Source organism: Streptomyces sp. NBC_00223, assembly GCF_036199905.1.
GTDB lineage: Bacteria > Actinomycetota > Actinomycetes > Streptomycetales > Streptomycetaceae > Actinacidiphila.
In genome coordinates this window covers 4,186,997-4,206,306 of the sequence record NZ_CP108109.1, presented here as the reverse complement: position 1 = coordinate 4,206,306, position 19,310 = coordinate 4,186,997, and the positions used below count along the sequence as shown (strand labels likewise).

Genomic DNA, 19,310 nt, shown 5'->3' with positions numbered 1-19,310 from the left:
CGGCTCACACCGAGGCGAGCAGCACCGCGGGGTTCTCCACGCAGTCGGCCACGAACCGCAGGAAGCCGCCCGCCGTGCCGCCGTCGCACACCCGGTGGTCGAAGGTGAACGACAGCTGCACCACCTTCCTCACGGCCAGCTCGCCCTGGTGCACCCATGGCTTGGGCGCGATCCGGCCGACGCCGAGCATCGCCGCCTCGGGGTGGTTGATGATCGGCGTCGAGCCGTCGACGCCGAACACCCCGTAGTTGTTGAGCGTGAACGTGCCGCCGGTCAGCTCCGCGGGCGTCAGGGAGCCGGTCCTCGCCGCCTCCGTCAGCCGGCCGATCTCCGCCGACAGCTCCGCGGTGGTCCTGCCCTGCGCGTCCCGTACGACGGGCACAACCAGGCCGCGCGGGGTCTGGGCGGCGAAGCCGAGGTGCACGGCCGACAGCCGTACGATCTCGCGCCGCTCGGTGTCCACCGTGGCGTTGAGGTCCGGATACCGCGCCAGGGCGGCCGTCGTGATCCGGGCCAGCAGGGCGAGCACCGATATCCGCTCGGCGCCCGTGGCCTGTCCCACGGCGTTCATCGCCGCCCGCACCGCGAGCAGTTCGGTGGCGTCCGCGTCCACCCAGCAGGTGGCGTCCGGGATCTCCCGGCGGCTGCGGGCCAGCTTGTCCGCCACCGCGCCGCGTATGCCCCGCAGGGGGACGCGCACGGCGCCGTCCTCGACCGACCCGGCCGGGGCCTGCGCCGGGGCGGGGGCCTGGGCCTGTGCCTGTGCGTGGGCGTCCGTACCGGCGACCGCGCGCTCGACGTCCGCCCGCAGGATCAGGCCGTCGGGGCCCGAGCCGGTCAGCTCCCGCAGGTCGAGACCGTGCTCCCGGGCGATCCGCCGCACGAGCGGCGAGATCACGGCCACCGGGCCGCCGTCCTCCGCACGCGGCGCCAGGGGCGCGGGTTCGGTGGAAGCGGGGGCCGGAGCCTCAGCAGGGGCCGGGGCCAGGTCCTGCGCCGGTGCCGGTGCTGCGGAAGGGGCCGCGGGGCCCCCGGGCGCCGCCGTGACCCCATGGCCGGCCACCGCGCTCACCGCCCGTACCCGGTTTCTGCGCCGGGCCACCGCCGTGCCGGTGCCGTAGCCCACCAGGACATTGCCCGAGCCCTCGTCGGTCCCGCCGCCCTCGTCCGTCCCGCCGTCCGCGCGGGAGGGCGTGCCGGAGCCGACCGCGACCGTCACCAGCGGGCGTCCGACCTCCAGGTTCTCGCCCTCCTCGCCGAAGCGGGCGGTGACCACCCCGCCGTACGGGCAGGGCACCTCCACGACCGCCTTCGCCGTCTCCACCTCGACCACCGGCTGGTCCACGGCGACGACCTCGCCGACCTCCACCAGCCAGCGGACGATCTCCGCCTCGGTGAGCCCTTCGCCGAGGTCGGGCAGCGTGAACTCCTTGACGACCGCCATCACCCCTCCTCCCACTGCAGGCGCCCGACGGCGTCGAGAATCCGGTCGACGCCGGGCAGGTGATGCCGCTCCAGCATCGGCGGCGGGTAGGGGATGTCGAATCCGGCGACCCGCAGCACGGGCGCCTCCAGGTGGTGGAAGCACCGCTCGGTGATCCGGGCGGCTATCTCCGCGCCCGCGCCGCCGAAACCGGACGACTCGTGGACGACGACCGCGCGCCCGGTGGCGCGCACCGCCGCCGCGACCGTCTCCTCGTCAAAGGGCACGAGGCTGCGCAGGTCCACCACGCCCAGGTCCCAGCCCTCGGCCTTGGCCGCCTCGGCGGCCTCCAGACAGACCGGGAGCGAGGGGCCGTAGGTCACCAGGGTGGCCGTGCGCCCGGTGCGGCGCACCACGGCCCGCCCGATCGGCGCGACCTCGCCGGGCTCCTCGGGCGACCAGTCGGCCTTGGACCAGTACAGCCGCTTCGGTTCGAGGAAGACCACCGGGTCGTCGGAGGCGATGGCCGACCGCAGCAGCCCGTAGGCGTCCTCCACGGTCGCCGGGGTGAGCACGTGCAGCCCGGGGGTGTGCAGGTAGTACGCCTCGGAGGAGTCGCTGTGGTGCTCGACTCCCCCGATGCCGCCGCCGTAGGGGATACGGATGGTGATGGGCAGCGGGAGCGCGCCCCGGGTGCGGTTGCGCATCCGGGCCACATGGCTGACCAGCTGCTCGAACGCGGGGTAGGCGAAGGCGTCGAACTGCATCTCGACGACCGGCCGCAGCCCGTACATCGCCATGCCGACGGCCGCGCCGAGGATGCCGGCCTCGGCCAGCGGGGTGTCGGTGCAGCGGTTCTCGCCGAAGTCCCTGGTGAGCCCGTCCGTGATCCGGAAGACGCCGCCCAGGGCGCCGACGTCCTCACCCATCACATGGACGGCGGGGTCCGCGGCCATGGCGTCGCGCAGCGCCTGGTTGAGGGCCCGGGCCATGGTGGCGGGCTTGCGGGCGGGCGCCGCTGCCCGGTCGGCGGCGGGGGTCGCGGTGGTCATGACTGCCGCTCCGCTTCCAGCTCGGCCCGCAGCAGGGCCTCCTGCTCGCGCAGTTGCGGGGTCTGCTCGGCGTAGACGTGCGCGAACAGGTCCATCGGGTCGAGGTGAGGCTCGGAGTGCATCTGCTCGCGCAGGGACGCCGCCATCGTCTCCGCGTCGTCCCGCGCGGCCTGCCGCAGGGAGTCGTCGAGCAGACCGCGCCCGGTCAGCTCGCGCTCCAGCAGCGTGATCGGGTCGTGCTCCCGCCAGGCGGTGACCTCGTCGTCGTGGCGGTAGCGGGTGGCGTCGTCGGCGTTGGTGTGGGCGTCGATCCGGTAGGTGACCGCCTCGACGAGCGTGGGTCCGCCGCCCGCCCTGGCCCGCTCGACGGCCTCGCCGAGCACCTGGTGCGCGGCCGCCGCGTCGTTGCCGTCCACCAGCCGCCCGGGCATGCCGTAGCCGACCGCCTTGTGGGCGAGCGTCGGGGCGGCGGTCTGCTTGGCGAGCGGTACGGAGATCGCGAAGCCGTTGTTCTGCACGAGGAAGACCACGGGGGCCTGCCAGACGGCCGCGAAGTTCAGCGCCTCGTGGAAGTCCCCCTCGCTGGTGCCGCCGTCGCCGACCATGGCCAGCGCGACCACGTCGTCCCCGCTGAGCCGGGCGGCGTGGGCGAGGCCGACAGCGTGCGGCAGCTGGGTGGCCAGCGGGGTGCTCAGCGGGGCCACCCGGTGCGCACGCGGGTCGTAGCCGGTGTGCCAGTCGCCGCGCAGCAAGGTCAGCACCTCGACCGGGTCCACCCCGCGGGCGACCACGGCGAGGGTGTCGCGGTAGCTGGGGAAGAGCCAGTCCTGCGGCCGCAGCGCGAGGGCGGCGGCGACCTCGCAGGCCTCCTGGCCGGTGCTCGACGGGTAGACGGCGAGCCGGCCCTGCTTGGTCAGGGCGGTGGCCTGCTGGTTGTAGCGGCGGCCGCGGACGAGCTGCCCGTACAGCGTCCTGAGCAGGGCGGGGTCGAGCCGGGCGGCGTCGGGGGTGCCGAGCAGCCGGTACGGTTCCGGGTCGGGCATCAGCGGCGCGGCATCGGTGCGGGGGCGCCAAGCAGGGGTGTCCAGCACGGTCATCGCGAGCACCTCCTTGTGATCGTTGACCGAAAGCAGTCGGGGGGCGGGAGCGGGTCTCGCTCTCCCAACCGATTGTTCGGTCGACGGAGGCATTTTGGCTACGGGGTGATTGCGCCTGTGGACAAACGGTTCTGCACAGCCTGAGATGGGGCCAGTACGTCCATGCTAGGGAGCTCCGGGGGGATGGCGAGAGAACAGATGGCCGAAGACGAACAGGGGGTCCGACCTCTGGACCCGATCGACCGCACGATCCTGCGGCTGCTCCAGGAGGACGGCCGGGCCTCGATACGCTCCGTGGCCGAGCGGGTACACGTGTCCCGGGCGAACGCGTACGCCCGGATCAATCGGCTGATCGAGGACGGAGTGATCCGAGGTTTCACCGCGCGTATCGACCACGAGCGGGCGGGCCACGGCGCTTCCGCGTACATCACGCTCAAGATCGTCCAGAACTCCTGGCGGACCGTCCGGGAAAAACTCGTCACTCTTCCGGGTGTGGTCCACATCGCGCTGGTGAGCGGGGACTTCGATGTCCTGCTGCTGGTGCACACGGTGGACAACCGCAGTCTGCGCGAACTCGTGCTGACCCGGATCCAGGCCATCGAGGAAGTGCTCAGCAGCCGTACGCTGCTGGTCTTCGAGGAGACCGACCTGGTCGTCGGGGACTGAGCCGCCGACGGCCGGGCCGGGCGGCCCCCGTCAGCCGCCGTACTTCTTCAGGAACGCCTCGACCAGCGCGTAGTTCGCCGGATCGGCCAGCATGCCGACGCCGTGGTTCGAGCCGCCGACGACCCGGTAGCCGTCCTCGGCCAGGTCGAGCGCCTTCGGCACCCACTGGCAGACATCGCCGTCGGCCTGGTGGGCGAGGACGAGCGCGGTGTCGCCGGTGCCGGTCGCGAAGGCCCCGACGTCCTGCCCGTCGGCGCTCCGGAAGGTCACCGAGCCCGCTTTCGCCTGTTCGGGTGACAGACAGCCGAAGTCGTCGGCCGGGGCGGAGGGGGAAGGGGCGGCCGTGGCCTTGCCGTCATCGCCGCCGCCACCGCATCCTGCGAGGAGCAGGGACGACACGACCAGCGCGGAAGCGGCCGCCGCCCGCAGCGGCGCGCGGAATCGTAGGGAAGATCGATCAGCCGTGAACATGGCTGGATCGTGACGCCCGGCAGCCTTGGGGGTCAATGGTCTGGACCATTAGGCCGCGCTCATGTCCGTCCCCCGACCGGCCGTCTACGTACGCAGCCCGTCGAACGCCAGCCGCACCACGGCGTCCGCGACCTGCTCGCCGACCACCGTGCCCCTGCCGTCAGGCCGGTACCACTCGACTATCGAGTTGATCATCCCGAACAGCAGCCTGGTGGCCAGCTTGACCTCGACGTCCTTGCGCAGATCGCCCTCCGCCACGGCCGCCCTGAGCAGATCGGCGACCCGCTGGTCGAACTCCCTGCGGCGTTCCATCGCCCACCGCTCGGTCCTGGTGTTGCCGCGAACCCGCAACAGCAGAGTCACGTAGGGAAGTTCGTCCATCAGTACCCCGGCCGTACGTCGGGTGACGTACTCCAGTCGCTCGACCGCGCGCCCCTCGCCCGCGCCGGGCTCCTCCAGGATGGCGAAAAGGCCGTCGAGGGCGCGGCCCACCGCCCTGTTCAGCAGCTCCTCCTTGCCGCGCACATGGTGGTAGATCGACGACTTGGAGATGCCCGCGGCCCGTGAAAGGTCCTCCATGGACGTGCCGTCGTAGCCGCGCTCGTTGAAGACCTCGACGGCGACGGCGAGCAGCGAATCGGGCGTATAGGTGTCGCGCTTGGGCGTGGTCATGAGGAGACCTCGTCCTGCTCGGCGAGCGTGCGCCGCACCAGGCCCGGCGAGGGGGCGTAACGGCCGGTGGGGTACGAGTCGTGCAGGTTGTACAGCAGGTCGATCACCCATCCGGTGGAGAGCCGCTGGCCCCACTCCAGCGGGCCGAGCGGATAGTTCACACCGAGCCGCATCGCGGTGTCGACATCGTGCGCGGAGGCGACCTCCCGGGCGACGGCGTCGGCGGCGAGGTCCACCAGCATGGCGACCGTCCTCGCCACGACCATGCCGGGCACGTCGCGGATGACACTGACCTGCTTGCCGAGCGCCTGGAACAGCCCGGTGGCCGCCGCCAGGGCCGCGTCGGACACGTCCGGCATCGGCGCGAGCGCGATCCTGCCCGCCGTGCGGTAGTCCAGCGCGAGATCGAAGTGGATACCCGGCTCCAGGTCGCCCTCCTCAAGGCGCACAGGAGTGCCGTCGGGCAGTTCGAGCAGCCCGGGAGAGCCCTCCACCCTCCGCACCTCGATCCCCGCCTCCCCGAGGAGCCCGACCAGCTCCCGCGCCGGGCCCAGGTCGCCCCGTAGGACGACGTACGGGGGCGCGGCGGCCGGCGCGGCGGTGTGCGGCCCGGCGGCGCCCTCCGCGCCCTCTCCGTAAGGGAACCAGCCGTGTCCCGTCTTGCGGCCCAGCCGCCCCGACTCGACCAGGCGGCGCTGGGCGAGCGACGGCGTGAACTTGGGGTCGTGGAAGAAGCCCTCCCAGACCGAGCGGGTCACGGCCTCGTTGACGTCCTGGCCGATCAGGTCCATCAGGGCGAAGGGGCCCATGGCGAAGCCGCCGCACTCGCGCAGCACCGCGTCGATCGTGGCGGGGTCGGCCGCGCGCTCCTCGTACACGCGCAGGGCCTCGGCGTAGAAGGGGCGCGCGACGCGGTTGACGAGGAAGCCGGGGGTGTCGGCGCAGCGGACCGGGGTCTTTCCCCAGGCCGCGGCCGTGTCGTACGCGTCGGTGACGGCGGCCGGGTCGGAAGCGGCGCCCGCGACGACCTCGACCAGGGGAAGCAGCGGGGCGGGGTTGAAGAAGTGCAGGCCGACGAGGCGTCCCGGCAGCCGGAGCGCGCCCGCGACAGCGGTCACCGACAGCGAGGAGGTGTTGGTCGCCAGCAGGCAGTCCTCGGCGACCAGGCCCTCCAGCTCGGCGAAGAGCCGCTGCTTGACGGCCAGGTCCTCCACGACGGCCTCGACCACGAGCCCGGCCCCGGCCAGGCCGCCGATGCCGTCGGCGGCGTCCAGCCGGTCGAGCGCGGCCTTGTGCTCCGCGGCGTCGAGACGGCCCTTCTCGGCGAGCCGGTCGAGGCGGGCGGCCACACCGGCGACGCCCTTCCCCGCCAGGCCCGGTCCGGCGTCGTGCAGCAGCACCCGGTGCCCGGCGAGCAGCGCGACCTGCGCGATTCCCTGGCCCATGGTGCCGGCGCCGACGACTCCCACGGTGCGGCTGCGGTCAAGTGCGGTCACGCTGTCCACAACTCCCTGCCGAGTTATCCACAGGCCGGGAACGTCCACCTTGTCCCGACCGAACATTCGGTTAATCTAGCGTTGTCTCTTCCACTCAGCCCAACTCGACGAGGAGTTGGTTCCATTGCCCGCCGATCTTTCCACTGTGCTCCTGATCGAACGCCACCGCGGCACGCTCGACAAGGCGCTTGAAGCTGTCAGGACCCGTGAGTACTGGTCGCCCCACCCCGAGCACCCCAAGGCGTACGCGGACGCCGAGGCCGGCCGTGCCGCCTTCGAGGCGCTGCTCGGCCGGAGGTTCGAGCTGGACCAGCCCGGCACCGACGAGTGGACGGGCGACGAGCGCTCGCCCTACGGGATAGACCTCGGTGTGAGCTATCCACACGCCGACCCGGAGGTGCTGCTGCCCGCGATGCGCGCGGCGGTGCCCGCCTGGCGTGACGCCGGGCCCGAGGCACGCGCCATGGTGTGCCTGGAGATCCTTTCGCGGATCAACGCGCGGACGCACGAGTTCGCGCACGCCGTGATGCACACCTCCGGCCAGGCCTTCATGATGGCGTTCCAGGCGGGCGGCCCGCACGCCCAGGACCGCGGTCTTGAGGCGGTGGCGTACGCGTACGTGGAGCAGGTCCGCACCCCCGACACGGCGGAGTGGATCAAGCCGCAGGGCAAGCGCGATCCGATCGTCCTGCGCAAGTCCTTCACGGCGGTGCCGCGCGGTGTCGGTCTGGTGATCGGCTGCAACACCTTCCCGACCTGGAACGGCTACCCGGGCCTGTTCGCCTCGCTGGCGACCGGCAACGCGGTCCTGGTGAAGCCGCATCCGCGGGCCGTCCTGCCGCTGGCGCTCACCGTGGCAGTGGCCCGTGAGGTGCTGGCGGAGGCGGGCTTCCCGCCGGACCTGGTGTGCCTGGCCGTCGACCGGCCTGGCGAGGGGCTGGCCAAGACGCTCGCCCTGCGGCCGGAGGTCAGGATCATCGACTACACCGGCTCCACCGGCTTCGGCGACTGGCTGGAGGCCAACGCCCGTCAGGCGCAGGTCTTCACCGAGAAGGCCGGCGTCAACACCGTGGTCGTCGACTCCACGGACGACTACCGCGGCATGCTCGCCAACCTCGCCTTCTCGCTGTCCCTCTACAGCGGCCAGATGTGCACCACCCCGCAGAATCTGCTGATCCCCCGCGACGGCATCGACACGGACGCGGGACCTCGGACCTACGAGGAGGTGGTCGCCGACCTCGCCGCCGCGGTGGACGGGCTGCTCGGTGACGACGTCCGGGCCAACGCGCTGCTCGGCGCCCTGGTGAATCCGGAGGTCGAGGCGCGGCTCGACGCCGCCCCCGGCACAGGGGACATCGCCCTGGCCTCCCGGTCGGTGACCCACCCGGAGTTCCCGGACGCGGTCGTCCGCACCCCCGCACTGGTGAAGCTCGACGGGGCGAAGCCGGACGCGGAGGCGGCCTACATGTCGGAGTGCTTCGGCCCGGTCTCCTTCGCGGTGGCCGTCGACTCGACGGCCGACGCGCTGGAGCTGCTGCGCCGCACGATCCGGGAGCAGGGCGCCATGACGGTCGCCGGCTACACCACGTCGGAGGAGGTGGAGCGGCAGCTGGAGGAGGTGTGCTTCGAGGAGTGCGCCCAGCTCTCGCTGAACCTCACCGGTGGGGTGTACGTCAACCAGACGGCGGCGTTCTCCGACTTCCACGGCTCCGGCGGCAATCCCGCGGCCAACGCGGCGCTGTGCGACGGGGCGTTCGTCGCGTCGCGCTTCCGGATGGTGGAGGTGCGCCGGTCGGTCTGAGCGGCAAGGGCCCCGGGGGCCAGGGCTCACGGGAGCCGGGGCCGGCCCTCTCGGGGCCAGGAGCCCCGGGGCCCGGGGCCGTTCCTTCCCGGCCGCCCCGGCCGCCCCGGCGTGGCCCGGTCAGCGCTCAGGCGCGGCCCGGGACCAGCGGGGAGCGGGACGTGGCGGCCCAGTGGTAGAGCGCCATGCCGACGCTGGTGGCGAGGTTGTAGCTGGAGACCTGGGCCCGCATGGGGAGCGCCACCAGAGCGTCGGCCCGGCCGCGCAGTTCGTCGGAGACTCCGTGCCGCTCGGAGCCGAAGACGATCAGCGCGTCGTCGGGCAGATCGGTGGCGCGGATGTCCGTGCCCTCCGGGTCGAGGACGTACAGCGGGCCGGGCGGCAGCGCGTCCGGCGCGGTGCGCTCCACGGCTGTGGCGTAGTGCAGCCCGGCGCCGGAGCGTACGGCGTTGGGGTGCCAGGGGTCGAGGTCGCCCGTGGTCACGACGCCGGTGACACCGAAGCCCGCGGCGAGCCGGATCACCGCGCCGACGTTGCCGAGGTTGCGGGGGCTGTCCAGGACGACGACGGGCGCCCGGCGGGGGAGCAGGGACAGCGCCACCAGGTTCGCCGCCCGCTCCCGGCGGGCGGCGAGCGCGGCCACGGCGGTGGGGTGCACCCGGGCCACCAGTTCCCGCAGCACCTGGCCGGGGACCTCGACGACCTGGGTCGTGAGGTCCCCGGCCAGGTCGGGAGCCAGTTCGGCCGCGAGCCGCAGCGTGGCCGCCTTGTCGGCGGTGACCGCGACGCGGACCTCGGCCCCGAAGCGCAGGGCGTGCTTCAGGGCGTGGAAGCCGTCGAGCAGCACCGCGTCCGGGGCGGCCTCGCGCCAGCGGCGTACCGCGTCCTCGGTCATGCCGTCAGCCTACGGTCCGCCGGGACGGCCGATCACGTCACGGCGGTGGTCGGGGGCGGTCCGACGGCGGGCTCCGGTTCGTCCGCCGGCTCCGGGGTGTCCGGGGAGCGCTGCGCGTGGATCACCGCGGCCGGCGGTTCGGTACGCGCCCGCAGCGGCCGTACGAGCTGGGCGGCGGCCCAGAGCAGGAAGCCGGTGGGCAGGAAGACCGCGTCGGCGGCGATCATCGCGAGGGAGAAGAAGGGAAGGCCCAGGACGACGGCGATGGAGGCGTGTTCGATGATCATGGCGACCAGCAGCACGTTCTTCACCCGGCGGTTGAACAGGGTGAAGGGGAAGGCCACCTGCACGATGACCGTGCCGTAGGTGATCAGCATGACCATGATGTCGCTGCCCCCCAGCGTGTGGGACAGCGCCGGCCAGGGGGTGAAGTCGTCCAGACGCAGCGGGTAGTAGAGCGCGGTGCCGTCCTGCCAGCGGCTGCCCTGGATCTTGTACCAGCCGGCGGTCGAGTAGATCAGGCACACCTCGGCGACGATCACGAGCATCGCGCCGTTGTGGATGACGTTGCCCATGATGTCGAGCACGGTCCGCGGCTCGCCGGGGGCGTAGCGCCGTACCGCCCACCACACGGCCTGTCCGACCCAGCAGGCCCAGAAGATCAGCGACCAGCCCGTGCTGAGCCTGTCCCCGAAGGAGGCGGCCAGCAGCGCCGCGCCGAACAGCGTCCACAGGGCGATCCCGACCGGGTCGGCGTCGGCCAGGGTCCGCCCGGGAGCCGCCGTCACGCCGGCCCCGTCCGCGCCGAGGTCCGCGGCCGTGCCCTCCGCCGAGTCGAGCGCCGCGTCCCCGGCCGCTTCCCGGGCCGCCTTCTCGGCCGCCGCCTGCCGTACCGCCCGGCGGTGGTCGAGCGACCAGACCTGGCCGCAGCGGGTGAAGGCGAGATAGATCGCCATGATGTGGACGACGTTGTCGCCGCCGTCGCCCACGAAGATGGCGCGGTTCTGGAGGGAGAGCACTCCGACCATGAACAGCAGCGCGGAAGTACGGGTACGCCAGCCCAGCAGCAGCGTCGCGCAGGAGACGATGCCGACCGCGTACACGATCTCGAACCAGGTGCGGCTGTCGCTCCACATCAGCACGGTGAAGGCGTGGTTGCCCGCGATGAGCCGCTTGGCCAGGTCGAAGGCCCACGGGCTGTCCGGGCCGTACAGCTCGGAGCGGTGCGGCCACTCGCGCAGCATGAACAGCAGCCAGGTCAGCGAGAAGCCGATCCGGATGATCGCGCTCTGATACGGCGCGACCGCGCTGCCGGTGACCCTGGTCAGCCCCCGCGACACGGCGCGGTCCAGGCCGGCGCTCAGTCCCGCGAACGGCGAGGGGACGGACGGTTCGGACGTATGGGTGCGGGGGGCGCTCATGAGGCGTTCTCCTGCCCGGACGACGTGGTGCTCACGATCCACCAGGGCAGTTCGCGGTACTGCGTGCTGGTGTCGGACGAGCCCGCGATCCACGAGGGCTGAGGAACGGGGGTGGTGGCGGCGCGCGCCTGCACACGGACGACGGTTCCGCCGTTGAGCCGCGGACCGAAGCGCCGCTCCAGGATGTTCTGCAGATAGGTACGGCTCAGATCGCTGCGGTCACCTGAGGTCGGCTGCTCCTGGGTGTCGTGCGTGTCGGTGTAGAAGCCCCAGGCACGCCGCAGTTCGTTCTGCTGGGAGTGGCTGGGCACGGGGTTGTGCCGCATCGCGGCGACATCCATGCCGGTCAGGTCCACCCAGCCGGTGGTCTCGACCTCGCCGCCGGGCTTGCGCACCTCGGCGCGGGCCTGGACATGCACGTTCTGCTGGAGCGGATCCGGTGCGAACAGCTTCCAGTTCTGCTCGAACTCCGGATAGATGTAGTCGCTGACCGTCGTCGCGTGCTCCTTGCTGAGCGTGTTCGACGGCGCGACGTGCAGGAACACCATGGCGAGGTGGTAGAGCGCGGCAACCACCACCGCTCCCACCGTCACCGCCACGGTTATACGTGCGGGCAGCGACAGCGCCGCTCCCTGGGGCGGCGGCCCCTCCTCCGTTGACTCCATGGTCTCTCCGCTCTCGCCTGCTGCTCCGGCACTCGGATACCGGGCAGCACGGTATCCACGACGGGCTCCGGCGGTGACCATACCGAGGTATCCACAGGCTCAGGAATGCCTTGGCACCCCATCTCGCACGAAACGATCAGGGAGTGACGCGATGTCGCCGGCCCGACGAGGCGGCGGAGAGCGGACGGGCTAGTGCCGTGGCCGGAAAGGTTTGCCTGGTTCGCGGCGTCCGGTGCGGTGCATCGCAAGGCGGAGAATCGCCCTCGTACTGGGCGTACTCGGGCGACTTCGACAACGCAGCGAGGTGCCGTGCAGGGCGTCGCGAAGCGGTGAACCTTTCCGGTCACGGCACTAGAGGACGTAGCCCTCGGCGCCGCCGCCGTCGACAACCGGACGGCCGGACGCCGCCCAGTCGAGCATGCCGCCGCTGACATTGACGGCGTCCACGCCCTGCGCGATCAGATACTGGGTGACCTGCGCGGACCGTCCGCCGACCCGGCAGACGACATGGACCCGGCCGCCGTCCGGCACCTCGGCGATCCGGGCGACGACCTCGCCCATCGGAATGTGCACGGCCCCGTCCGCGTGCCCGGCGGCCCACTCGTCGTTCTCACGCACGTCCAGCAGGATCGCGTCGGCCGGTACGGCGGCGGCATCCACCGCGGGGAGCTGGGAGCGGAACATCGGACGCGGCCTCCTGAGGCACGGGAAACACGAGACGGTCCGCGAAAGGCGCGGACCGCTCGCAGGGAACGTGGAAAAGCTACCTCAGCCGAGCACGTCACCGACGGCTCGGAGCTGGTCGCCGAACCCCTATTACCCACCGGTCACCCACCGGCGCCCCTATGACATCGGCCACTCGTAGGGCCCCGGCCGAGCCCGCCGGCCGTTCGTACCCCGCGGGCCCGCTCAGCTGCCGGCCGTCCGCCGGACCAGCTCCGCCAGCTTCGCCTCCCGCTGGGCGACCTGCGTCAGCAGCTGCTCGGCGATCTCGTTGAGCAGCGCGTCCGGGTCCTCGGGCGAGAGCTTCATCATCTGGCCGATGGCGCTGTCGGCCAGCTCCGCCGCGAGCGCGGCCAGCTTCTCCTTGCGGTCGGCCAGCCACTCCAGCCGGGCGTAGAGCACCTCGGCCTCGCTCGGCAGGGCCTCCTCCGGCACCGGCCCGGCGTCCCACTCGTCGGACAGGGCGCGCAGGGTGTCCTCGTCGGCGTAGGCGTACGCCTCGTTGACCCGCGCGATGAAGACGCTCCGGCGCTCCTTCTCCACCTCGTCCTGGGCCAGGTCGGGGTGGGCCTTGCGGGCGAGCTCGCGGTAGAGGCGCTGGGCCTCCTTGCCCGGCCTGACCCGGCGCGGCGGATTCGGGTCGTCCACCGGCCGTACCCCGTCGGAGCCGAGCAGCCCGCCGAACAGCTCCTCGATCCCCGGCATCGGCATGACCAGCGCCCTGGCCTCCCAGGCCCGCTCGATGTCGGCCCGGTCACCGCTGTGCGCCGCGACGGCCTCCGCGATCAGCGCGTCCAGCTCGTCGAGCCGGGCGTACATCGGGCCGAGCCGCTGGTGGTGCAGCCGGGAGAAGTTCTCCACCTCGACCCGGAAGGTCTCCACGGCGATCTCGAACTCGATGAGCGCCTGCTCGGCCGCGCGCACCGCCTTCGCGAGCCGTTCCTCCGCGCCGGACGCGGGCGCGGCGGCGGCAGCGGATGCGGCGGTGGAGGATTCGGTTCCGGAGGTGTTCGTCACTCGGACAGCCTAGGGCCTACCGCGGGGATCTTCGTGGGAGCGCGTCCGCGTCGCCGCCGCGTCCGCTGCCGCCGGCCGCGCCCGTCCGACGCCGTATCGGCTCGACCGCCGTGGACGCCCGCGTCAGCCGACGGCCCGTCACCGTCCCACGACCGGGGGCCAATCCGGCCGTTCGGGCGTCCCCACCCGAGGTTTCGTGCTTGCCTTGGGTCAGGAAACCCCTCTCAGCGCCGAACCGCAGGTGCACGACGTTGGACGAGATCACCAGGCATTCCGCAGCCACCGACGCAGATCATCACACCGACCGTCCCGGCGGCCACGACCAGCGCGAGGACCGGCAGCCGCCCGGCCGGCCCGAAGCACCCCGCCGGCCCGACACGCCCGGCCGTCCCGGGGCACCGGCCCAGCCGGAAGCACCCCGCAAGGACGACTCCCGCGAGCGGCCGCCCGGTGCCGACGACGTGGACCGCCGGATACCGCGCCCCTCGTCCGGGAGCGGCGTACGGGCCCCCGCCGCAGCCCTCTCCTACGCCGTCCCCCTCCCCGTCCCCATCCCTGGAGTGGCCGCCCTGCTGCGCCTCGCGGTGCTGTGCGTCGACCCCGACGGCCGGATCTCGTACTGGAACCGCGGCGCCGAGGAGCTCTTCGGCCACCGCTGGGAGCAGGTCTTCGGCCACCGCGCCTCCGGGCTGCTCACCCCGGCCCGCCCGACCACGGGCCCGTCCGCCGGTACGCGGTCGGCCGGGTCGTACCAGGACGCCCTGGAGGTGCTGGACGACCTCACCTACTCCTCGTGGGCCGGGGCGCTGGCGGCGACCGACCGGGAGGGCACGCTCAAGGACGTCCTGTGGTGGACCTACCGCATCGTGGAGCCGGGCGGCCGCAGCCTGCTGGCCCTCGCGACGCATGCCAAGCCGCTGCGTACGGGCGGCCTGCGGATCGCCCTCGGCGGGCGGCTGCTGCCGTACACCGCGGAGGGACCGCAGCGCCAGGACATCGCGATCGCCGCGGTGCTCGCCCCCGCCGCCGATCCCGCGCAGGGCCAGGCGCTCACCGCCCGGCTGCGTACGGTGCTTCCGGGCATGGGCACCGGCCGGCTGGACCGGGTCGTCGGGCAGATCGCGCCGCTGGGGCACCCCTGCCTGGAGGTCGAGAGCGGCACCCGGCTGCCCGTCATCCCGCACGACTACGCCCGGACCGCCGCGGCCTCCCCCACCGGGACGTCCATACGCCGCGAGCTGCCGCCGGGGCCGCGCTCGCGCACCGCGGCCGGCGGTACGGCCCCGCCGGGCGCCGAGGGCCCGCCGGCCACGGATCTCGCGAGCGCGTCCGCGCTGACCGCCGTACCCCCGCCGTCGCTCACCCCGGCGCCGCCGTACGCACCCGGGTCGCCCGGACAGGACGGCCCGGGCCGCACGACCCAGGGCACCGCGCTCGACGAGCAGCTGGCCCTGCTGCGCGAGGCCGGTTCGGTCGTCGGCTCCACGCTCGACCTGCACACCACCGCGCGCGAGCTGTGCTCGGTGACGGTGCCGCGCTTCGCCGACTTCGCCGCCGTGCTCGTGGTCGACCAGCTCTTCTCCGACACCGAGCCGCCCAAGGACGACCGGCCCGCCGACACCGTGCTGGTCCGCCGGGTCGCCGTCGCCCGTCCGGGCCCGCCCGGGCCGTGGGAGGCCGCGCTGCCCGAGGGCGAGCTGCTGACGCTGGCGGCCGACGAAATAGTGCCGAGGCTCGGCGAACCCGTACTCGTCCCCGTCGTGGACCCCTCGCTCGCCCCCGACATCGCCCTCGACCTGGGTGTGCCCGCGCTCGGTCCGCTGCTGCCCGGGCACTCCATGATCGTGGCGCCGCTCACCGCGCGCGGCACCGTGCTGGGCCGGGTCTGCTTTCTGCGCGACCCCGGCCGCCGCCCCTTCGACGCCAGGGATGTCGCCACCGCCACGGAGATCGTCGCGCGCGGCGCCGTGCACATCGACAACGCCCGGCTGCACCGCCAGGAGTCGCGCGCGGCCGCCACCTTGCAGCGTTCCATGATGCCGACCCGGCCGCCCCGGATTCCCGGCGTCCGTATCGCCCATCACTACATGCCCGGGGACCGGCAGGCCCAGGTCGGCGGCGACTGGTTCGACGCGATCCAGCTCCCCGGCGGCCGGGTGGCGCTGATCGTCGGCGATGTGATGGGGCACGGGCTCCAGGCCGCCGCCGTGATGGGCCAGTTCCGCACCTCGGTGATCACCATGGCCGCGCTCGACCTGCCGCCCGCCCAACTGCTGCGCCACCTCGACAACCTCGCCCACCGGCTCGGCCCCGAACACCTCGCCACCTGCGTCTACGCGGTCTACGACCCGATCCACCGCACCCTGACCCTCGCCAACGCCGGCCACATCCCGCCGGTGCTGGCCGGTCACGACGGGCACGGCGAACTGCTGCGGATCCCGGGCGGCGCGCCGATCGGGGTCGGCGGGGTGCCGTTCGAGACCGTGGAGATCCCGGCGCCGGACGGCAGTTGGCTGGTGCTGTGCACGGACGGCCTGGTCGAGGTGCGCGGCCAGGGCATAGACGCGGGGCTCGCCGCCCTTTGCGCCCATGCGATCGAACCGCGGCAGACGCCCGAGGACGTCTGCGCGCAGATCCTGGCCCGGCTGCACTCCGAGGACCGCAGGGACGACGTGGCGCTGCTCGTCGCGCGGTTCGAGGGCGTCGACGAGCAGGACGTGGTGCGCTGGTCACTGCCGCTCGACCGCAGTGCGGTGGCCACCGCCCGCGAGTCGACCCGCCGTCAACTCGCGCTGTGGGGGCTGGACAAGCTCAGCGACACGGCGGAGCTGCTGGTCAGCGAGCTGGTGACCAATGCGATCAGGGCGGCCTCGTACGAGGTGGAGCTGCGGCTGATGCGGGTCGGCAAGCTGCTGGTCGAGGTGAGCGACGACAACCACAACCTGCCGCAGTTGCAGCGCGCGGACCCGGACGACATACGGGGACGCGGGCTGGCGCTGGTGTCGCATCTGTCGCGGCGCTGGGGGACCAGCCGCAAGGCGGTCGGCAAGGTGGTCTGGTTCGAGCTTCCGCTGCCCGCCTGATATTGTTGCATTCTGCAACATGTTGCGCAGAGGTCAGGGAAGGTCGAGGAGCAGCCGCGATGTCCGCAACCGAGACGTCACAGGAACCGTACGGGGGTTCGCCCGCCGAGCCGCCCGCCGGTTCGGCGGGCGAACCGTCCACCGAGGCGGCAGCCGAACCGTCCACCGGGCCCTCGCTGGAGACCATTCAGCGCGAGCTGACCGCCTTCGCACGCCGGGCGCGGGCCACCGCGGCGCGGATGCACCCGGAGCTCTCCCTCGTCGCGTACACGATCCTTTCGCACCTGGAGGAGCAGCAGGGGTGCCGGGCGACCGATCTGGCCGCGCACTATCTGCTGGACAAGTCCACGGTGAGCCGGCAGGTGGCGGCGCTGGAGCGGCTCGGCTTCATCGAGCGGCGGGTCGACCCGGCCGACCACCGGGTGCAGGTACTGCACCTGGCACCCCGGGGGATCGAGATCCTGGCGGCGGCCCGGGTACGGCGGCAGGAGTCGTTCAAGGAGCGGCTGGCGGAGTGGGATCCGGCCGACCTGGCACGGTTCGCGGACTACCTGGTGCGCTACAACGCGGACGCGGCGGCCCATCCGTAAGCGGCCCATCCCGTAAGGGGCCCGATCCTGGCGGCGGGGGCTTACCCGCCGGTGGTCATAAAGGGGAGCGGCACGGGATACCGGCCCGGCTGACGTGGCGGCCCGGCCGGTGCGGCGTATGCGGACCGCGCAAACCGCCCGCGCAGCCGTCAGGCGCTTTCGCCACACTCCCCGGGCCGCAGGCCCACGACCGCCGCGGCGTCGGGGTCGGGCTCGGTGCACGGGCTGCCCTCGGGCAGATAGGTCTGCGCCCACTTCCCCAGCTCGTGGAGCGCCGGGCGGATGGCCTGGCCGGCTTCCGTGAGCCCGTAACTGACCCGCAGCGGCGGACCGTGGTCGACCTCACGGACGACAAGACCGGCGTCGACGAGTTCGGACAGCCGGTCGGAGAGCATGCGCTCACTGATCTTGGGGATGGCCCGGCGCAACTCGGCGAAGTAGGCGGGCCGCTGTGTGAGGACCGCCACGATCAGCCCGGTCCACCGCTTGCCGAACAGCTCGAAGACCCTGGTCAAGGCCACATCGACTCCGACACAGGGCGTGCGTGCCTCAACTTGCCGTCCCCGTTCCATCTGCTCACCTTACTCCGCCGTAAGATGGAGCTGCAAAAAAGTAAGCTCCTGTGTTATCAATAGCTACGTACGAACTTGCGCAGCCGTGGGCGTGCACCACGCCGACGCGGCGACGCGCACATTCCGAGCTACCCGAATGAGGCTTCCCCATGGCCACGCTGCTGCACATCGATTCCTCCGCCTTCCACGAGCCCTCGGTCTCCCGTGAGCTCACCGCCACCTTCCGCAGGGAGTGGGAGAGCCGGCACCCGGACGGCACGGTCGTCTACCGCGATCTCGCGAAGAACCCGCTGCCGCATCTGACCGCCGACGGAATCATCGGTGCCGCCACCCCGGCCGAGGCGCGCACACCCGGGCAGGCGGAAGCGGCCGCGCTGCGGGCGGAACTCGCCGAGGAACTGGAACGGGCCGACGCGATAGTGATCGGCACCCCGATGTACAACTTCACGATCCCGTCCGCGCTCAAGGCGTGGCTGGACCAGGTGATCATCGCCGGACGGACCGGGGGCCCGGCGCCGTCGGCGGCCGGGACGCCCACCACGGTGATCGCCGCGCGCGGCGGCGGCTACGGGCCGGGAACGCCCCGCGAGAGCTTCGAGTTCGTGGCGACCTACCTGGAGAAGGTGCTCACCGCGATGCTCGGCCTGGAGGTGGACTTCGTCATCCCCGAACTGACGCTCGCCAGGAGCAAGCCGGAGATGGCCGAGCTGGTCGACCTGGCGGACGCCTCCCGGGCGCAGGCGCAGGAGGACGTGGTCCTGAAGGCGAAGACGCTGGCGGAGCGCTTCGTCGCCTGACGCCGCCCCAAGAAGTCGCCTGACGTCCTCCCGTGACGTCCTGCCGGAAACACGACGCCGCGCTCCCCGGCACCTCGGCCGGGTGAGCGCGGCTCCGTATGTCAGGCCCGTGGGTCCCCGTACGTCAGAGGTTGACGCCGAAGTCCTGTGCGATGCCGCGCAGGCCGGAGGCGTAGCCCTGGCCGACGGCCCGGAACTTCCACTCCGCCCCGTTGCGGTACAGCTCGCCGAAGACCATGGCGGTCTCCGTGGAGGCGTCCTCGGTGAGGTCGTAGCGGGCGATCTCGGCGCCGCCGGCCTGGTTGATGACGCGGATGTACGCGTTGCGGACCTGGCCGAAGCTCTGCTGGCGGGTCTCGCCGTCGTAGATCGAGACCGGGAAGACGATCTTGTCCACGTCGGCGGGCACACCGGCCAGGTTCACCTTGATCGACTCGTCGTCACCCTCGCCCTCACCCGTGAGGTTGTCCCCGGTGTGCTCGACGGAGCCGTCGGGGCTCTTGAGGTTGTTGAAGAAGACGAAGTGCTTGTCCGAGACGACCTTGCCCGTCGTGTCGAGCAGCAACGCGCTCGCGTCGAGGTCGAAGTCCGCGCCCGTGGTCGTACGCGCGTCCCATCCCAGGCCGACGGTGACCGCCGTGAGTCCGGGGGCCTCCTTCGTCAGCGAAACATTGCCGCCCTTGGAGAGGCTGACACCCATGGTGGATCTCCCTGCTCGGTTCGGCGCGGGCCGCGCCGCTTGACGATTCCTTTGCCCAATGGCTCCAACGGACACCACCCTGCCCCGGTTCCCGGTCGCCTGCCACCGTTGAGCCGGGCGACAAGGAGACCGCCGGGGCGCTCCGGGCTCCCGCACGGTCCCGGTCCCG

General features: G+C 72.5%; 18 protein-coding genes. 5 read left to right on the top strand and 13 right to left on the bottom strand.

Translation table 11 applies throughout. From position 1 onward, the window contains the following. Positions 1–4: 4 nt before the first annotated feature. From OHA30_RS17735 to pdhA, 3 genes are read right to left on the bottom strand one after another with little or no spacing between them, the layout of a single operon-like run. Positions 5–1,444, bottom strand: coding sequence for a dihydrolipoamide acetyltransferase family protein (locus OHA30_RS17735; protein ID WP_328914826.1), 1,440 nt, complete (start codon positions 1,442–1,444; stop codon positions 5–7). Then, positions 1,444–2,475: an alpha-ketoacid dehydrogenase subunit beta gene (locus tag OHA30_RS17730; protein ID WP_328914825.1), complete on the bottom strand. Its 1,032-nt coding sequence runs from the start codon at positions 2,473–2,475 to the stop codon at positions 1,444–1,446. The genes OHA30_RS17735 and OHA30_RS17730 overlap by 1 nt, the downstream gene beginning before the upstream one ends. Beyond that, positions 2,472–3,572, bottom strand: coding sequence for a pyruvate dehydrogenase (acetyl-transferring) E1 component subunit alpha (gene pdhA, locus OHA30_RS17725; RefSeq protein ID WP_328914824.1), 1,101 nt, complete (start codon positions 3,570–3,572; stop codon positions 2,472–2,474). The genes OHA30_RS17730 and pdhA overlap by 4 nt, the downstream gene beginning before the upstream one ends. 183 nt (positions 3,573–3,755) lie before the next feature. On the opposite strand from pdhA, the gene OHA30_RS17720 reads away from it, so the two are divergent. Further along, positions 3,756–4,238, top strand: a complete 483-nt coding sequence (locus OHA30_RS17720) for an Lrp/AsnC family transcriptional regulator (protein WP_328914823.1) — start codon at positions 3,756–3,758, stop codon at positions 4,236–4,238. A gap of 30 nt (positions 4,239–4,268) precedes the next feature. Here the strand turns inward: OHA30_RS17720 and OHA30_RS17715 are convergent, their stop codons facing one another. From OHA30_RS17715 to OHA30_RS17705, 3 genes are all read right to left on the bottom strand, one after another. Next, positions 4,269–4,709, bottom strand: a complete 441-nt coding sequence (locus tag OHA30_RS17715; RefSeq protein WP_328914822.1) for a hypothetical protein — start codon at positions 4,707–4,709, stop codon at positions 4,269–4,271. An 84-nt stretch (positions 4,710–4,793) separates the two neighbouring features. After that, positions 4,794–5,381 carry a TetR/AcrR family transcriptional regulator gene (locus tag OHA30_RS17710; RefSeq protein WP_328914821.1) on the bottom strand — a complete coding sequence of 196 codons (588 nt, stop codon included), beginning with the start codon at positions 5,379–5,381 and terminating at the stop codon, positions 4,794–4,796. After that, positions 5,378–6,877, bottom strand: a complete 1,500-nt coding sequence (locus tag OHA30_RS17705; RefSeq protein WP_328914820.1) for a 3-hydroxyacyl-CoA dehydrogenase — start codon at positions 6,875–6,877, stop codon at positions 5,378–5,380. Before OHA30_RS17705 ends, OHA30_RS17710 begins: the two co-directional genes overlap by 4 nt. Before the next feature lie 124 nt (positions 6,878–7,001). On the opposite strand from OHA30_RS17705, the gene paaN reads away from it, so the two are divergent. Next, complete coding sequence (gene paaN, locus OHA30_RS17700; RefSeq protein WP_328914819.1) at positions 7,002–8,678, top strand: phenylacetic acid degradation protein PaaN; 1,677 nt, start codon at positions 7,002–7,004, stop codon at positions 8,676–8,678. Positions 8,679–8,805: 127 nt separating this feature from the next. On the opposite strand, the gene OHA30_RS17695 is transcribed toward paaN, so the two are convergent. The 5 genes from OHA30_RS17695 to OHA30_RS17675 all read right to left on the bottom strand — a co-directional run bounded on the left by OHA30_RS17695 (position 8,806) and on the right by OHA30_RS17675 (position 13,399). Further along, positions 8,806–9,573, bottom strand: a complete 768-nt coding sequence (locus OHA30_RS17695; protein WP_328914818.1) for a TrmH family RNA methyltransferase — start codon at positions 9,571–9,573, stop codon at positions 8,806–8,808. Positions 9,574–9,605: 32 nt separating this feature from the next. Next, positions 9,606–10,994, bottom strand: coding sequence for an HTTM domain-containing protein (locus tag OHA30_RS17690; protein WP_405785558.1), 1,389 nt, complete (start codon positions 10,992–10,994; stop codon positions 9,606–9,608). Continuing rightward, positions 10,991–11,659 (bottom strand): DUF5819 family protein, encoded by a 669-nt coding sequence (locus OHA30_RS17685; protein WP_328914817.1) that lies wholly within the window; start codon positions 11,657–11,659, stop codon positions 10,991–10,993. The genes OHA30_RS17690 and OHA30_RS17685 overlap by 4 nt, the downstream gene beginning before the upstream one ends. A 351-nt stretch (positions 11,660–12,010) precedes the next feature. Continuing rightward, the gene (locus tag OHA30_RS17680; RefSeq protein ID WP_328914816.1) at positions 12,011–12,343 is read right to left on the bottom strand and encodes a rhodanese-like domain-containing protein; all 333 of its coding nucleotides are present in this window, start codon (positions 12,341–12,343) and stop codon (positions 12,011–12,013) included. A gap of 225 nt (positions 12,344–12,568) precedes the next feature. Continuing rightward, complete coding sequence (locus OHA30_RS17675; RefSeq protein ID WP_328914815.1) at positions 12,569–13,399, bottom strand: hypothetical protein; 831 nt, start codon at positions 13,397–13,399, stop codon at positions 12,569–12,571. 251 nt (positions 13,400–13,650) lie between these two features. Here OHA30_RS17675 and OHA30_RS17670 point away from each other — a divergent pair, with 251 nt between their 5' ends. Both OHA30_RS17670 and OHA30_RS17665 read left to right on the top strand, forming a co-directional pair. Beyond that, on the top strand, positions 13,651–16,482 hold the full coding sequence (locus OHA30_RS17670; protein ID WP_328914814.1) for an ATP-binding SpoIIE family protein phosphatase: 2,832 nt from the start codon (positions 13,651–13,653) through the stop codon (positions 16,480–16,482). A gap of 59 nt (positions 16,483–16,541) precedes the next feature. After that, positions 16,542–17,072, top strand: coding sequence for a MarR family winged helix-turn-helix transcriptional regulator (locus tag OHA30_RS17665; RefSeq protein ID WP_328914813.1), 531 nt, complete (start codon positions 16,542–16,544; stop codon positions 17,070–17,072). Positions 17,073–17,221: 149 nt separating this feature from the next. Here the strand turns inward: OHA30_RS17665 and OHA30_RS17660 are convergent, their stop codons facing one another. After that, positions 17,222–17,644, bottom strand: a complete 423-nt coding sequence (locus OHA30_RS17660) for a winged helix-turn-helix transcriptional regulator (RefSeq protein ID WP_328914812.1) — start codon at positions 17,642–17,644, stop codon at positions 17,222–17,224. Positions 17,645–17,793: 149 nt separating this feature from the next. On the opposite strand from OHA30_RS17660, the gene OHA30_RS17655 reads away from it, so the two are divergent. Next, complete coding sequence (locus OHA30_RS17655) at positions 17,794–18,441, top strand: FMN-dependent NADH-azoreductase (RefSeq protein ID WP_328914811.1); 648 nt, start codon at positions 17,794–17,796, stop codon at positions 18,439–18,441. 124 nt (positions 18,442–18,565) lie between these two features. Here OHA30_RS17655 and OHA30_RS17650 read toward each other — a convergent pair whose 3' ends face one another. Continuing rightward, positions 18,566–19,141, bottom strand: a complete 576-nt coding sequence (locus OHA30_RS17650; RefSeq protein ID WP_328914810.1) for a TerD family protein — start codon at positions 19,139–19,141, stop codon at positions 18,566–18,568. Positions 19,142–19,310 lie beyond the last annotated feature (169 nt).